Below are 15,056 nucleotides of genomic sequence, written 5' to 3'. Positions count from 1 at the left end.
CCGGCCCCGCCCGCCCGCTGACCACCGACCGCGCCCGTCCGACCCGACCCGGTGATGCCGGCTCCGAAGCCCGGCCCGGCGGTGTCGGGGAGGAGCGGCGGCCCGGGTTGGAGGAGGCCGAGCGGGTCGAGTTGACCGTGGACGCCGTCGCCCCCGGTGGGCACTGCGTGGCCCGGGTCGACGGTCAGGTGGTCTTCGTCCGGCACGCGCTGCCCGGCGAGCGGGTGGTCGCCGAGGTGACCGAGCTGCACCGGGGCTTCGCCCGTGCCGACGCCGTCGAGATCGTCGAGGCGGCACCGGACCGGGTCACCCCACCCTGCCCGTACGCCCGGCCGGGCGGTTGCGGTGGTTGCGACCTCCAGCACGTCGCCCCGGCCGCCCAGCTCGGCTGGAAGACGGCAGTGGTCCGCGAGCAGCTCACCCGGCTGGGCGGGCTCACCGACGCCGAGATCGACGGATTGCGGGTCACCGTCGAGCCGCTGCCCGGTGGCCCGCTGGGCTGGCGGTCCCGGGTCCGCTACGCGGTCGACGCCGCCGGCCGGGCCGGGCTGCTCAAGCACCGCTCGCACGAGGTGGTGCCGATCGACCGCTGCCTGATCGCCCACCCGGCGATCCAGGAGCTGCCGGTGCTCGGGCGACCCTGGCCGACGGCCGAGGCGGTGGAGGTCGTCGCCTCGACCGGCGGGGACGTCGCCGTCACCGCCGTCGCTGACGGGGTGCCCACCCGGGTCGACGTCCCGGCCGGGCCGGCAACGGCTGTCGACGCCCCGGGTGGGGTGGCGGCAGGTCAGGAAGACCGGCCGGATGGGGCGGCGACGGTACGGGAGGTCGCTGCCGGCCGGGACTGGTCGCTGCCGGCCAGCGGCTTCTGGCAGGTGCACCCGGCCGCCGCCGACACCCTGGTCGGCGCGGTCCTCGACCTGCTCGCCCCGCAGCCCGGCGAGTCCGCCTGGGACCTGTACGGCGGGGCCGGCCTGTTCGCCGCCGCGCTCGCCGGCCGGGTCGGTCCGGACGCCCGGGTCACCATTGTCGAGTCCGCCGCCGAGGGGGTCGCCGCCGCCCGGCGGAACCTGGCCGACCTGCGCCGGGTCGAGGTGGTCGCCGCCCGGGTGGAGACCGCGCTGGCCCGCCGCCGGGTCACCGGCCCGGTCGACCTGGTGGTGCTCGATCCGCCGCGTACCGGGGCGGGTGCGGCGGTGGTCCGGGACATGATCGCCGCCACTCCCCGGGCGATCGCCTACGTGGCCTGCGATCCGGCCGCCTTCGCCCGGGACGTGCGCACCTTCACCCGGGCCGGCTGGCGGCTCGCCGCACTGCGCGGCTACGACCTGTTCCCGATGACCCAGCACGTCGAACTGGTCGGCCTGTTCCTGCCCCCGACCCGCTGACTAACCTGGCCCGATGAAGATCGTCGGGCTGATGTCGGGCACCTCGTACGACGGGGTGGACGTGGTCGCCGCCGAGTTCACCGCCGACGGGGACATCCTGCGGATGCGCCCGTTGGGCCATCGGGAGCTGGGCTACGACGAGGAGCTGCGGGAGCGGATCGGGGCGGTGCTGCCGCCGCATCCGACCACGGTCGAGGCGGTCTGCCGGCTCGACAACGCCCTCGGCGAGGTGTTCGCCGACGCCGCCGCGCTCGGCGTCGAGCTGGCCGGTGGGCGGGCCGACGTGGTCGTCTCACCTGGGCAGACCGTCTTCCACTGGGTCGACGGTGGCACCGTGCGGGGCACCCTCCAGCTCGGTGCGCCGGCCCGGGTCGCCGCCCGGGTGGGCGTACCCGTGCTGTCGGACCTGCGGTCGGCGGACGTCGCGGTCGGCGGGCAGGGTGCTCCGCTGCTCCCCGCCTTCGACGCCCTGCTGCTCGCCCCGGGCCATCCCGACGAGGGCCGGCGGCACGGCGGTGCCGGCGGGCGGCCTGGCAGCGGTGCCGGCGGGCGGCGGGGGCCGACCGGCGGCACGGTGCGGGCGGCGCTCAACCTGGGCGGCATCGCCAACCTCACAGTGGTCGCACCGGGCGGGCCCGTGCTCGGGTACGACGTGGGCCCGGCCAACGCCCTGCTCGACGCGGCGGCCCGCCGGTTCCTCGACCGGCCCTGTGACGTCGACGGCATTCGGGCGGCGGCCGGTCGGGTGCACCCCGGACTGCTGGCGCTGCTGCTCGCCGAGCCCTACTACGCGGCGGCCCCACCCAAGTCGACGGGCAAGGAGCTGTTCCACAGCGGCTACCTCGACGCCCGGCTGGCGGCGCTCGCCGGGCCGGTCGCCACGGACGACGTGTTCGCCACGTTGACCGAGCTGACCGCCCGGACGGTGGCCGACGCCTGCGACCGGCACCGGGTGACCGATGTGGTGGCGGCCGGCGGCGGGGTGCGCAATCCCACCCTGTGGGGCCGACTGGCCGCCCTCGGTGCCGGCCGGTGGGTGCTGCGGACCACCGACGAGCTGGGGGTGCCCGCCCAGGCCCGGGAGGCGTACGCGTTCGCACTGCTGGGGTGGTTGTCCTGGCACGGGCTGCCGGGCGCGGTGCCCTCGGTGACCGGGGCCAGGCGGGCCGCAGTGCTGGGTTCCTGGACCCCGTCCGGGCCGCCGCACGGGGCGGCCGGGCCGACCCCGCCGCGACGGCTGGTCGTCCTCCGCTGAACCGGGCCGCCACCCGGGGCGTGATCCGGCTTGCACCCGGGGCGGCGATCCGGCGGCCATCCCGGGCGCGAGCCGGCTGCCTGAGTTGGTGATCAGGGGTCTCACCTGCGGTGATCCACGGGCGGGCTGCGGAGTGCGCGGCGGCCGATAGACTCTCTCGTCATGAGCGTTGAAGAGGACACGGCCAACCACGGTCGGCTACTGGGCACCGTCCGTGGTCCGCAGGACGTGAAGCGGATGACCGGCGAACAGCTGGACATCCTCGCCGCCGAGATCCGTGACTTCCTGATCGCCAAGGTGTCCCGCACCGGCGGCCACGTCGGCCCCAACCTGGGTGTGGTGGAGCTGACCCTGGCCATGCACCGGGTCTTCGACTCCCCGCGCGACCGGCTCCTGTACGACACCGGCCACCAGTCGTACGTACACAAGATCCTCACCGGCCGGCAGGACGGCTTCGACAGGCTCCGCCAGCGCGGTGGCCTCTCCGGCTACCCGAGCCAGGCCGAGAGCGAGCACGACCTGATCGAGAACTCGCACGCGTCCACCGCCCTGTCCTACGCCGACGGGCTGGCCAAGGCGTACGCCCTGCGCGGCGAGCAGCGCAGCGTGGTGGCCGTGGTCGGCGACGGCGCGCTCACCGGCGGCATGTGCTGGGAGGCGCTCAACAACATCGCCACCTCCGGCAACCGGCTGGTGATCGTGGTCAACGACAACGGCCGGTCCTACTCGCCGACCATCGGCGGGCTCGCCGACCACCTGTCGTCGCTGCGGCTCAACCCCGGCTACGAGAAGGTCCTCGACACGGTCAAGGACGCGCTGGGCAACACCCCGTTCGTCGGCAAGCCGATGTACGAGGTGCTGCACGCGGTCAAGAAGGGCATCAAGGACGCGGTCGCCCCGCAGGCGATGTTCGAGGACCTCGGCATCAAGTACGTCGGCCCGGTCGACGGGCACGACATCACCGCCGTCGAGGGTGCGCTGCGGGCGGCGAAGAACTTCGGCGGCCCGGTGATCGTGCACGCGGTGACCCGTAAGGGCTACGGCTACCGCCCGGCCGAGGAGGACGAGGCGGACTGCCTGCACGGGCCGGGCGCCTTCGACGCCGAGACCGGCAAGCTGCTCGCCGCCCCGTCGGTGAAGTGGACCCAGGTCTTCGCCGACGAGCTGGTCGCCATCGCCGACGAGCGGCCCGACGTGGTGGGCATCACCGCCGCGATGGCCGAGCCGACCGGCATCGCCACCCTGGCCCGCAAGCACCCCGACCGGGTGTACGACGTGGGCATCGCCGAGCAGCACGCGGCCACCTCCGCGGCCGGCCTGGCGATGGGCGGCCTGCATCCGGTGGTGGCGGTCTACGCGACCTTCCTCAACCGCGCCTTCGACCAGGTCCTGCTGGACGTGGCGATGCACAAGCTGCCGGTGACCTTCGTGCTGGACCGGGCCGGGGTCACCGGTCCGGACGGGCCGAGCCACTACGGCATCTGGGACATGTCGGTCTTCGGGGTGGTGCCGGGCCTGCGGATCGCCGCCCCCCGCGACGCCGCCAGCCTCCGTGAGGAGCTGCGTGAGGCGATCGCCGTCGACGACGGTCCCACCATCGTCCGGTTCCCCACCGGCACCGTCGCCGCCGACCTGCCGGCGATCCGCCGGGTCGGCCCGGTCGACGTGCTGGCCGAGTCGGCGCGTACCGACGTGCTGCTGGTGGCGGTGGGCGCCTTCGGCCTGCTCGGCATGGAGGTGGCGTCCCGTCTCGCCGAGCAGGGCTACGGCGTCACCGTGGTCGACCCGCGCTGGGTGCGCCCGGTCCCGTCCGAGTTGGTCGAGCTGGCCGCCGGCCACCGCCTCGTGGTCAGCGTCGAGGACGGTGTCCGGGTCGGCGGTGTCGGTGACGCGCTGGGCCAGGCGATGCGGGACGCCGACGTCCGGGTGCCGCTGCGTGACCTGGGCGTACCGGCCGACTGGCACCCGCACGGCACCCGCGCGCAGATCCTCGCCGACCTGCGGCTGACCGCCCAGGACGTGGCCCGCGACGTCACCGGCTGGATCTCCGGCCTGGACGGCGACGCCACCTCGGTGGAGACCGTCCGCCTCCCCGCCCCCGACTCCACCCCCAACTGACCGGACACCCCCACCCGATCCCTGACGCCGGAGGGCGGTCACGACAACGCCGTGACCGCCCTCCCCCGTCCCCAGACTCCCGCCCCGCCGCCCCGCCCCGCCGGCCCGCCCCGCCCCGCCGCCCCGCCCCGCCGCCCCGCCCCGCCGGCCCGCCCCGCCCCGCCGGCCCGTCCCGCCCCGCCGGCCCGTCCCGCCGGCCCCCGCCCCGGTGATCAAGAGGTTTTGGTCATGGGGAGTCGTTCCGGTGACGCAAACCTCTTGATCACCGGGGCGGAGCGGAGCGGGGTGGGGAGGGGAGGGGAGGGGAGGGGGTTAGCGGCCGCCGGCGGAGCGGTAGTGGGTTTTCTCGGCGGTGGCGAGGCTGAAGGTCTGCCGGGCGGCGGGTAGTGGGACGACCACCAGGCCGGGGCGGTCCACCAGGCGGGGGGTGCCGGGGGGGACCGACAGGGACGCGTCCCGGTTGCCCCGCCAGGTCAGCACCACGAGCGGTTGCCCCGGCACCGGCAACACGTAGGTCTGGAGGGGGTTGGACCGGTCGGCGGGCGAGACCACCGGCCCGCCGTCCCCGGCCGGGCGGTAGACCACCGCGGTCATCGTCCCCGCGTCGGTCTCCCAGGTCAGCTGCTCCAGGTCACCGGGGTCGTTCCCGCCGCCCAGCGCCATCTCGCCGATCGCCCGGACGGCGACCTTCTCCATCGGCCACGACTCGGGGACCGACCGGGGTGCGTCCCGGTCGCCGATCCGGCGCGGAATGCTCCCGAACGGCCCCTGCTCGCCGGCGAGCATGCAGGTGTCCAGCCCGTCGAGGGCCCGACGGCCGGAACCGGTCTCGTCCCGGACCAGCGGGTACCTCGGGTCGACGGTGGCGGTGCCCAGGTCGAGCAGGCGATCGGCGGCCCGGCCCCGGGGCAGCGACTCGGTGGTCCGCAGCGTCACCGTCACCGGCACCGCCCGGCAGTCGGGCACCTTGACCGGGGTGGTGAGCCCGTCGGTCAGCATCAGTGCCCGGCCGTCCGGGCCGAGCAGTCGTTCCACCCGGCCGGAGGTCAGGTAGCGCCGACCGTCGGGCAGGTGCAGCGGGAGCACGTCGGCGTAGACCAGGTAACCCGGGTCGGTGTACTCGCTGGCCCGGCTGACCTCGTACCGGCCCTTGTGGCCGGTGAGCTGGAGCAGCCAGGAGGCGGACTCCCCGGGCACGTCGGCGGCGACCAGCGCCACCGGGACGCCGTCGACCTCGCCCGACCAGAGGATACCGGAGGACGGCAGGTGGACCCGGTCGTCGACCGGTGAGCGCCAGGCGCGGACCGCCTCGGTCACCGCCGTGGTCGCGGTGGCGTCCCCGGCGAGCGAACCGCGCGGCGGCCACACCGCCCGGGTACCGTCCAGGCTGTCGTAACCCACCCGCAGCTCGCGGGCCTGGCGTTCGGCGATCGGACCGCAGGCCGGGACGGCCAGCAACAGGCCGACCAGCGCGGTGACAGTCGTGCCGCGACGGCGAACCGAAGCCATCTGTACGCCCCCGATCGCGTCGCCGTCGTTGTCGGAAGCCCACATCGTACGCAACGCCCGGTGACGGCCCGCAGCCGTGCCCCCGACGACCACAAGGGACACCAAAGTGAATTTCGGACTATTTCCCGGCTCCGGTAGACTCCGCCGACTGTGACGTCTGCCGAGCCCCGTGGCGCCTCCGCACCGGCCCCCGACGACTCCGGGGGCTCCGCCCGCGGCACGACGGCCACCGCGACAGCGCCCCCACCCGTGACCCGTACCACCCCCGTCGACCTGCGTAACTCAGGCGTAACAGCACCGGTGGACCGGACGGTCGGGGCGTCGCCGGTCGACGTGCCACCCATGCGGACGGCACCCGACGGGACGGCCCCGGAGCGGGTGGCCGCCGCCGAGGGGGTGGCGGCGGTGGGCGTACCGGAGAAGAGGTCGGCGGGCACGGAGGGTGACGGCGCGATGCCTGCCGTGTGGTGGCGGCGCTGGCGCTGGACGGCCCGCCGCAAGGACCTGGTGGTCTACGGCATCTTCCTGGTCGTCGCGCTCTGGGTGACCAGCCGGATCTGGATCGACCCGGCCGGCCGGGTGGCCTCGCTCTACAGCAGCGACCCGGCGCAGGTGCAGTTCTTCCTCGCCCACTCGGTACGGGTGGTGCTGCACGGGGAGTTCCCGTTCTACACCGACCAGTTCAACTTCCCCGACGGCGTCAACCTGATGGCCAACACGGCGGTGCTGGCGCTGGGCATCCCGATGGTGCCGGTCACCCTGCTGTTCGGGCCGGCGGTCTCCTTCGTGGTGCTTGTCACCCTCGGCCTCGCCGGCACCGCCGCCGCCTGGTACCACGTGCTGTCCCGGCACCTGGTGCGGCGGCGGCTCGCCGCGGCGGTCGGCGGCTGGTTCTGCGGGTTCTCCCCGGCGATGCTCTCGCACGCCAACTGGCACCCCAACATCATCAGTCAGTTCCTGTTGCCGTTCATCGTGTGGCGGGTGATGGTGCTGACCCGCTCCACCCGGCCGCTGCGCGACGGGCTGCTGCTCGCCCTGCTGGTCACCGGCCAGGCGTTCATCAATGAGGAGATCCTGCTCTTCACCGCCATGGCCTGCGGCATCTTCCTGATCGCCATGGTGGCCCAGCGGCCGGCGCTCTGGTCGGCGGCGTGGCGACCGCTGGCCAAGGGGCTGGCCGCCTGCGCGGTGCTGGCCGGGGCGCTGCTGGCGTACCCGCTCTACGTCCAGTTCGCCGGGCCGATGGCCTACCACGGGCTCAGCGACGCGGTGCAGGACTACGGCAACGACATCGCGGCCTTCTTCGCCCCCGGCTCGCCCACCTTCGGCGGCAACGAACGGGCCAACGTCAACCTGGCCCCGAACTACTCCGAGGAGAACGCCTTCTTCGGCTGGAGTCTGTCGTTGATCGCCGTCGGCATCGTGCTCTGGCTGCGCCGGGAGCGGCTGGTCCGGGCGCTCGCCGTCACCGGCGCGTTCTTCGCCCTGCTCTCCCTCGGCGAGCGGATCTCCTGGTGGGGGCGGGACCTGGTCACCGGGCCGTGGGAACTGCTCGTGCGGTTGCCACTGCTGGACGCGGTGGTGCCCACCCGGTTCGCCCTGATCACCTCGGTGGTGATCGGCATGCTGCTGGCGCTGGCCGTGCAGCGGGCCTGGACGCTGCGCGGCGCGCAGTGGCGGCACGCCAAGACCGTCACGGTGGCCGCCCTGGTGCTGGCCCTGCTGCCGATCGTGCCGATGCCGCTGAAGGTGACCTCCCGCCCGCCGGTGCCGGACTTCATCACCGCCGACCGCTGGCGGGAGTACGTCGGCCCCGGGCAGACCCTGGTGCCGGTGCCCGTGCCCAGCATGGGCAACACCCACGGCATGCGGTGGGCGGCGGCCACCAACCTCGAGTTCAAGATCCCCGGCGGCTATTTCCTCGCCCCGCGCAACGGCAACACCGGCGACCCGGGTCGGTTCGGCGGGCGGCCCAGCGGCATCGGGCAGCTGCTCGACGAGGTCGCCACCACCGGCCGGACCACCAAGCTGGACGACAGGCAGCGGCGGCGCAGCCTGGACGAGCTGCGGCACTGGAACGCCGCCGTGCTGGTGCTGCCGCTGCGCCAGCACCACGCCGAGCCGCTGCGCCGGACCGTCGAGCAGCTGGTCGGCCCCGCCCGCCGGGAACTCGACGTGTGGGTGTGGGACGTCCGGCCGCTGTCCGCCCGGACCGCCTGAGCCCTACGCCGACCCGGAGCGGTCCGGGCCGGTCCGTCCCCGCCGGCCGGGAGCCGGCGGGGACGGACCGGTCGCCGGGCGGTTCAGTCGACCAGGGGGCGGACGTCCCAGAGCCAGACGTCGTCGACCCGCTGCGCCGGGCCGAGCAGGCCGGTCATCAGGTCCCGGAGCACCGCCTCGCGGGGGTGGGCGCCCAGCACCACCACCGACGCCTTCCAGAACCGTAGGTCAGCCACCGCCTGACGGCGGTTCTCCTCGGTCAGCGCGGGCACCGTGCCGGCGTCCATGGTGGCGTAGATCAGGGTGCTGGTCGGCCGGTTGGGGGCACCGAAGACGCCTTGGCCCAGCTCGTTCGGGCCGATGAAGTAGCCCCCGGGCACCGGGAACTCGTGCCCGGTCAGCGCGCTCCAGCGCAGCGTGGGCAGGCCGTGCACGTTGCTCGGGATCGGCACCGGCACCAGGGTCCGCCCGGCCGGCACGTACGGCCGCCAGCCGCCGGCGGTGACGAAGTGCGGCGGCAGGTCGATGTGCTGCGCGGGCAACGGACGGGGGAACAGCGGCAGCACGGCGAGCGTGATCGCGGCGTACCCGACCGGCCGGACCCAGCGGCGACGGCCCGGGGTCCCGGCAGGGGCGGCCGGGGTGGGGTCGTCGGCGGCGCTGCGCGGTGCGGGCACCCGGGACCGTCCGGGGCCGCCGACCGCGTCCCAGGCCAGGGCGAGCAGGACGCCGACCGCCCCGGTCACCACCAGGGTCAGCCGGGTCGGCATCATCATCTCGACGAGCGGCAGGTCGTCCGGGATGTACGCCCACGGCCCGTCGACGGTGGTCTCCACCCCGTCGAACCGCACCTTCGGGCCGATCGCCGCGACGGTGAAGACCACCACCAGCACCCCGGCGATCCGGGCGGCCAGCGAGCGCCGCCAGAGCAGCACCAGGGCGGCCAGCACGACGAGCACCAGCGGCCAGCCGAACCAGGTGTTCTGCTCGGTCAGGCCGATGGTCTTCTCGACCGCCTCGTCCCCGGCGACGGTGTCCCGGGCGAAGGTGACGAAGGCCATCAGGTCCTCGCCCCAGTTGTGGAACACCCCGCCCTGCAGCCCCCGGTAGGACTGCGGGCCGTTGAACTGGTACCAGATCGGGTAGGCGGTGATCAGCAGTGCCACCCCGCCGCCCACCCCGAGCGTGGCCAGGAAGCCGCCGGCGCGCGCGCGGGCCCCGCCGGGCCGCTGCACCACGTACGCCACCACCGCCACCAGGCAGGCCAGCGCGGTGAGCAGCAGCATCTCCTCGTTGATGAAGATCTGGTACGCCACCAGCAGGCCCAGCACCACCCCGTCGCGCCGCCACCGGCCGGGCCGGCCCGCCCGCAGCACCCGGGCCACGATCACCGGAAGCAGGAAGTTGGAGACGAAGTTGGGCTGCCCGTTGGCGTGGTGCACGATGCCCGGCGCGAAACCGAGGAACGCGCCGCCGACGAACGCGCCGGCCCGCGAGCGCACCAGGTGCCGGGAGAGCATCCAGTACGAGGTGGCCGCCGTCGCGGCGAGCGCCCCGCCCAGATAGAGCGCGTACGTCACCTGCGGGCCGAACAGCAGGGTGACCGGGGCCAGCGGGATGGTCATGCCGAGCAGCGAGGTGTTCGCCATCATGTTCACCCCGTCCGGGGCGTTCTGCCGGGCGCTGAACAGCGGGTTCTCCAGGTGCCGCACCGAGTACGCGCCATGGGTGAACAGCCACTCGAACCAGCTGTGGTCGGTCGGCAGGTGGGACGACACCCGGTGTTGCACGTCCACCCAGTAGTTCAGGCACACGAGAACGCCGATCAGCGCATAGGCTCCGATGGCGAGCACGTCGGCCCGGCCCGGCCGTCGTCGCGGTCGCCCGTGCGGGTCGTTCGCGTCGGGTGCGACCGCGTCGGGCGCGGACGTCGGGTTCAACGAGGGATCTACCACCGGCACGGCCACGACGGGCCATCGTACAGGCGGCGGCGGGTCGGTCCGGCGACCCGGTGTGCGGCGATCCGCGTCCACCGGCCGGCATGGTGGTCGGTGGGGTGTGGCGGTCGAAAGAGGGTGTGCGTGACGGTCATCGATCTGGGTGAGCTCCGCGACGCCGGGCCGGAGCCGCCCGGTCCCGCGCCCCGGGCCGTCGGCCGACCGCTGCGACTCGCCGCGGTGCTGGCGTTCATCCTGCTGGTGCTGACCGCTGCCGCGCCGGTGGAGCACCGGGCGGCCTTCGTGCTGCCGGCCTCCCTCGGCACGTCGGTGCTGCTCCACGACGGGGAGGTCTTCCTGCACGCCCCGACCGGCGATCCGACCGCCCCGGGTCGGTTGAGCGCCTGGACGATCCCCACCTCACCCCGGGCGCGGCCGGTGCGGCGGTGGCAGGTGCCGGTGCCGGTGACCAGCGGGTCCGGGACGCTGCGCCGGCACGGCGACCTGTTGCTGGTCACCGGCACCGCCGGCGGACCGAACGGGGCTTACCAGACGTTCGCCTACGATCGGGAGAGCGGCAGGCTGCGCTGGCAGCGGACGGGGATTGGCGAGTCGGCAGGAGCCGACCTGCTCTTCTCCGAACTCGGTCCGGAGGGGCCGATGACTGTCCACTCCGTCGATCCGTCGACCGGCCGGGACCGCTGGTCGGCGTCGATGTCGCCGGCAGCCACCCTGTACCGGACGGCGGCCGACGGTGTGGACCGGATCGTGACTGTGAAACCGCCCGGCCCGGTCGAGGTCTGGGACGCCCGGCGCGGGGTACGTCTGCACCGTGCGCAGCTCGACCACGAGGGAACGCCGTCGAACACCGGGTTCGAGATCGTCGGCGACCTGCTGCTCGCCGTCCAGGCGAACACCGGCCGACTCACCGGGTACGGCCTCGACGGGCTGGACCGTCGATGGGAGGTGCCGTTGACGACGCCGGTGTTCACCACCCCGTGCGGGTCGCTGCTCTGCGCACTCGGCGTGGCCGGCGGGGTACGGGCGTTGGACCCGGCGACCGGGCGGACGGTCTGGCAGGACGCCCGTTGGGGGTTCGACAGCGGGGTGTACGGCGGTCGGGTGGCGGCGAGCAGCCTGGGTGGGGGCGGCTGGCACCCGCTTGTGGTGCTCGACGTCGCCTCCGGGCGGCAGGTCGCCGACCTGGGCACCTGGAAGCTGGTCCGGCCGACCACGCCGGACGGGCCGGTGCTCGGGATACGGCCGGCCGCTGGGGGGCGGATGATGGTCGCCGACCTGGACGTGGCCGCCGCGCGGGTCCGGGTGCTCGACGTGCTGCCGGCCGTCTCCGGCGACTGCCAGAGCGATGGGGATCTGCTGCTCTGCCGGCTGGTCGACGGCGCGTTCGGAGTCTGGCGGCTGCCCCGGTGACGGTGATCGACCTGGGCGAGGTGGGTCACCCCGACGAGCCGGCCCCCCGTCCACCGCGCCGGCCCCGGGTGCGGCGTGCCGGCGGCCGTCCGGTGCCCGTCGTCCTGGTCGGCCTGTTCCTGCTGCTCACCATGGCCGGTGCGGCACCCGGGCCGACCCGGTTGGTCCCGGTGCCCGTACCGGACGTGCCGGAGCCCAGCCACCTGATCGTCGGCGACCTGCTGGTGCTCGCCTACCCGTCGGCCCTCGCACCGGCCGGCAGCCGGCAACTCATCGCCGTCGACCTGACCGACGGACGGGTCCGCTGGCAGGTGTCGCTGTCCCCCAGGCACCAACTGCTGGTGCTGGACCGGGTCGGTGACGACGTGGCGATCACCACCGACCCCGGCGGCGAACCGGTCTCGATGGTGCTCGACCACGTCGACGGGCGGGCCCGCTGGCGGCAGCCCGGCCGGGCGGTGCCCACCCGGGACGGCGGGCTGCTGCTGGAGGACGTCCACGTCGACCGGGTGGTGGTGCGGGGCGTCGACCCGGCGACCGGCGCGGTCCGCTGGACGGCCACGGCCGGAGCGGCCACCGTCGGATACCGCACGTCGGCGCGCGGCATCGAGGAACTCGTCCTGGTCACCAGCGCCGGCCTCGCCGAGGCGTACGACGTCGGCACCGGTGTACGCCGGCTCGCCTTCCCGGTGCCACCCGCCCGGGGCGACCACCACCTGGCGGAGCCGGTCGGTGAGCTGCTGCTCGTCGGCGGGGAACCGGACCTGCTGGCCGGGTACGACCTGGGGTCCGGGCGGCGTCGCTGGGACACGACGTCGCCGGGTGGCGGAGCGGCCCGCACCTGCGGTGATGCCGTCTGCCTCGACACGCCTTCCGGTACCCGGCTGCTCGACCCGGCGACCGGCCGGGTGCGCTGGTCCACCGGGCGGTGGTTCCCGGTCGAGTCGGTCGGGGACCGGATGGTCGCGGTCAGCGTCGACAGGCCGGAGCGGCTGGCCCTGCTCGATCCGGCTACCGGTCGGGCCGTGGCCGAGCTGGGCGGCTGGAATCTGGTGGACCGGTCGCCGCCGACCGCCCCGTACCTCGCCATCCGTCCGGTCGCCGGTGAGCGGCGGCTGCTGGCCGCGCTGGACCCCGCCGGCGGGACCCCGCGGCTGGTGGACGTGCTGCCCGGAGCATGGGACCGCTGCTCGCTCGACCAGGGGGTGCTGGTCTGCTGGCGGCAACGCAACAGCATCGGGGTGTGGCGGTTGCCCGGCTGACGGCACACCGGTCGGCCCTCCTCCGGCAGGTCGTTTGGCCGGCGGGGCTAGGTTGTCGGACAGGTCGGCGAGGAGGTCGGGATGCGGGTGCTGGTGGTCGAGGACGAACGGAACCTCGCCGACGCGATCGTGCGTGGGCTGCGCAAGCGGGGGATGGCGGTCGACGTCGCGTACGACGGGGACGCCGGCCACGAGGCGGCCTTCGTCACCCGGTACGACGTGGTGGTCCTCGACCGTGACCTGCCCGGGATGCACGGCGACCAGATCTGTGCCGAGCTGGCCGCCTCCGGCACCCTCACCCGGGTGCTGATGCTGACCGCCAGCGACACCGTCGCCGACCGGGTGGCGGGGCTGGGCCTCGGCGCGGACGACTACCTGCCCAAGCCGTTCGCCTTCGACGAGTTGGTGGCCCGGGTGCAGGCGTTGGGCCGGCGGGCCACCCCGGCCGCCCCGCCGGTGCTCCAGGTGGGTGACGTGGTGCTCGACCCGGCCCGCCGGGTGGTCACCAGGGCCGGCGCGCCGGTCGACCTGACGAACAAGGAGTTCGGTGTGCTCAGCGAGCTGGTCAAGGCGCGCGGCGCGGTGGTCTCCAGCGAGGAGCTGCTGGAACGGGTCTGGGACGCCAACACCGATCCGTTCACCACGATCGTCCGGGTCACCGTGATGACCCTGCGCAGGAAGCTCGGCGATCCGCCGCTGATCGAGACGGTGGTCGGCGCCGGCTACCGGACGGTCAACCCATGAGCGCGAGGAGTGAGCCGGTGTCGCGAGCCGGGGTCGGGTCGTGACCCGGCGGTTGCGGCCCACGCTGCGGTTGCGGTTGACCCTGCTCAACGGGGTGCTGCTGGTCGGGGCCGGGGCGATCCTGGTGGCGCTGGCCTGGTTGCTGGTCCGGGACGCGCTGCGCCCCACCGACGAGCTGCGTCCGGGCACCACCGTGCTGCTGGCCGACGGGCGTTCGTTGGACGCCGCGGTGTGGCAGCGCCAACTGGTCGATGCCGCCTCCGACGAGCTGCTGGTCAAGGGGCTGCTGGCGTTGCTGGCGATCAGCGTGGTCGGGGTGGCCGGGGCGTACTGGGTGGCCGGCCGGACGCTGCGTCCGCTGCACCAGGTCACCGCGACCGCGCGCCGGCTCGGCGAGACCACGCTCGACCAGCGGATCGGCTGGTCCGGGCCGGACGACGAGGTGGCCGAGCTGGCCCGGACCTTCGACGCGATGCTGGACCGGATCACCGCGGCATTCGAGGCGCAGAAGCGGTTCGTGGCCAACGCCTCACACGAGCTGCGTACCCCGCTGGCGGTGATGCGTACCGAGATCGACGTGACGCTCAGCGACGACGAGGCGGACACCGCCGAGTACCGCCGGATGGCCACCGTGGTGCGGGACGCCTCGGAACGCGCCAACGGCCTGGTGGACGCGCTGCTGGTGCTGGCCCGTAGCGAGGCCCAGGTGGGCCGACGGCTGGCCCGACGTACGGAATGTGATCTGGCCACCGGCACTGCCAACGCGTTGTCCGCGATGTCCCGGGAGGTGGAGCGGATCGGGCTACGGGTGCAGTCCTCGTTGCGACCGGCCCCGGTGACCGGTGACCCGGGTCTGCTGGACCGGCTGGCCGGGAACCTGATCGAGAACGCGGTGCGCTACAACCATCTGCACGGGCGGCTCTGGGTGCAGACCGGCACCGACGGGCGCTCCTCGTGGCTGGCGGTACGAAACACCGGCTTCGAGGTGGACCAGGCCGATGTGCCGGGGCTGTTCGAGCCGTTCCGTCGGGGTGGCCGGGAACGGACGGGAGCCCGTGGTTCCGGGCTGGGCCTGTCCATCGTCCGGGCGGTCTGCGACGCACACGGCGGCACCGTCCGGGTCGTCGCACAGAAGGGTGGAGGGCTGGAGGTGACGGTCACGCTGCCCTCGGCCGACCAAGTCCCCAGTTGA

General features: G+C 74.3%; 10 protein-coding genes. 8 read left to right on the top strand and 2 right to left on the bottom strand.

Annotated elements, in window-relative coordinates; translation table 11 throughout:
* The first annotated feature begins 107 nt into the window (after nucleotides 1-107).
* From OHQ87_RS16345 to dxs, 3 genes are all read left to right on the top strand, one after another.
* Nucleotides 108-1,388: a class I SAM-dependent RNA methyltransferase gene (locus tag OHQ87_RS16345; RefSeq protein WP_328348877.1), complete on the top strand. Its 1,281-nt coding sequence runs from the start codon at nucleotides 108-110 to the stop codon at nucleotides 1,386-1,388.
* Nucleotides 1,389-1,401: 13 nt separating this feature from the next.
* A complete protein-coding gene (locus OHQ87_RS16340; protein ID WP_328338760.1) occupies nucleotides 1,402-2,643 on the top strand; it encodes an anhydro-N-acetylmuramic acid kinase in 1,242 nt (413 codons plus the stop codon).
* 162 nt (nucleotides 2,644-2,805) lie between these two features.
* Nucleotides 2,806-4,761, top strand: coding sequence for a 1-deoxy-D-xylulose-5-phosphate synthase (gene dxs, locus OHQ87_RS16335; protein ID WP_328338758.1), 1,956 nt, complete (start codon nucleotides 2,806-2,808; stop codon nucleotides 4,759-4,761).
* Between the two features lie 312 nt (nucleotides 4,762-5,073).
* On the opposite strand, the gene OHQ87_RS16330 is transcribed toward dxs, so the two are convergent.
* Nucleotides 5,074-6,270, bottom strand: a complete 1,197-nt coding sequence (locus OHQ87_RS16330) for a hypothetical protein (RefSeq protein ID WP_328338756.1) — start codon at nucleotides 6,268-6,270, stop codon at nucleotides 5,074-5,076.
* A 453-nt stretch (nucleotides 6,271-6,723) separates the two neighbouring features.
* Here OHQ87_RS16330 and OHQ87_RS16325 point away from each other — a divergent pair, with 453 nt between their 5' ends.
* Nucleotides 6,724-8,490 carry a hypothetical protein gene (locus OHQ87_RS16325; protein ID WP_328348876.1) on the top strand — a complete coding sequence of 589 codons (1,767 nt, stop codon included), beginning with the start codon at nucleotides 6,724-6,726 and terminating at the stop codon, nucleotides 8,488-8,490.
* Between the two features lie 83 nt (nucleotides 8,491-8,573).
* Here the strand turns inward: OHQ87_RS16325 and OHQ87_RS16320 are convergent, their stop codons facing one another.
* The gene (locus OHQ87_RS16320) at nucleotides 8,574-10,445 is read right to left on the bottom strand and encodes a hypothetical protein (RefSeq protein ID WP_328348875.1); all 1,872 of its coding nucleotides are present in this window, start codon (nucleotides 10,443-10,445) and stop codon (nucleotides 8,574-8,576) included.
* A gap of 126 nt (nucleotides 10,446-10,571) precedes the next feature.
* Between OHQ87_RS16320 and OHQ87_RS16315 the strand changes: the two genes are divergently transcribed.
* The 4 genes from OHQ87_RS16315 (at nucleotide 10,572) to OHQ87_RS16300 (ending at nucleotide 15,056) form a co-directional block, all read left to right on the top strand.
* A complete protein-coding gene (locus OHQ87_RS16315) occupies nucleotides 10,572-11,858 on the top strand; it encodes an outer membrane protein assembly factor BamB family protein (RefSeq protein WP_328338755.1) in 1,287 nt (428 codons plus the stop codon).
* Nucleotides 11,855-13,120: an outer membrane protein assembly factor BamB family protein gene (locus tag OHQ87_RS16310; RefSeq protein ID WP_328338754.1), complete on the top strand. Its 1,266-nt coding sequence runs from the start codon at nucleotides 11,855-11,857 to the stop codon at nucleotides 13,118-13,120. The genes OHQ87_RS16315 and OHQ87_RS16310 overlap by 4 nt, the downstream gene beginning before the upstream one ends.
* An 81-nt stretch (nucleotides 13,121-13,201) precedes the next feature.
* Nucleotides 13,202-13,864, top strand: coding sequence for a response regulator transcription factor (locus tag OHQ87_RS16305; protein ID WP_328338752.1), 663 nt, complete (start codon nucleotides 13,202-13,204; stop codon nucleotides 13,862-13,864).
* A 40-nt stretch (nucleotides 13,865-13,904) separates the two neighbouring features.
* Nucleotides 13,905-15,056 (top strand): sensor histidine kinase, encoded by a 1,152-nt coding sequence (locus OHQ87_RS16300; RefSeq protein WP_328338750.1) that lies wholly within the window; start codon nucleotides 13,905-13,907, stop codon nucleotides 15,054-15,056.

The sequence above is a fragment of the Micromonospora sp. NBC_00421 genome, assembly GCF_036017915.1.
In the GTDB taxonomy this organism is placed as follows: Bacteria; Actinomycetota; Actinomycetes; order Mycobacteriales; family Micromonosporaceae; genus Micromonospora.
The sequence above is the reverse complement of the archived record's forward strand: the minus strand, read 5'-3'. Positions and strand labels throughout refer to the sequence as shown.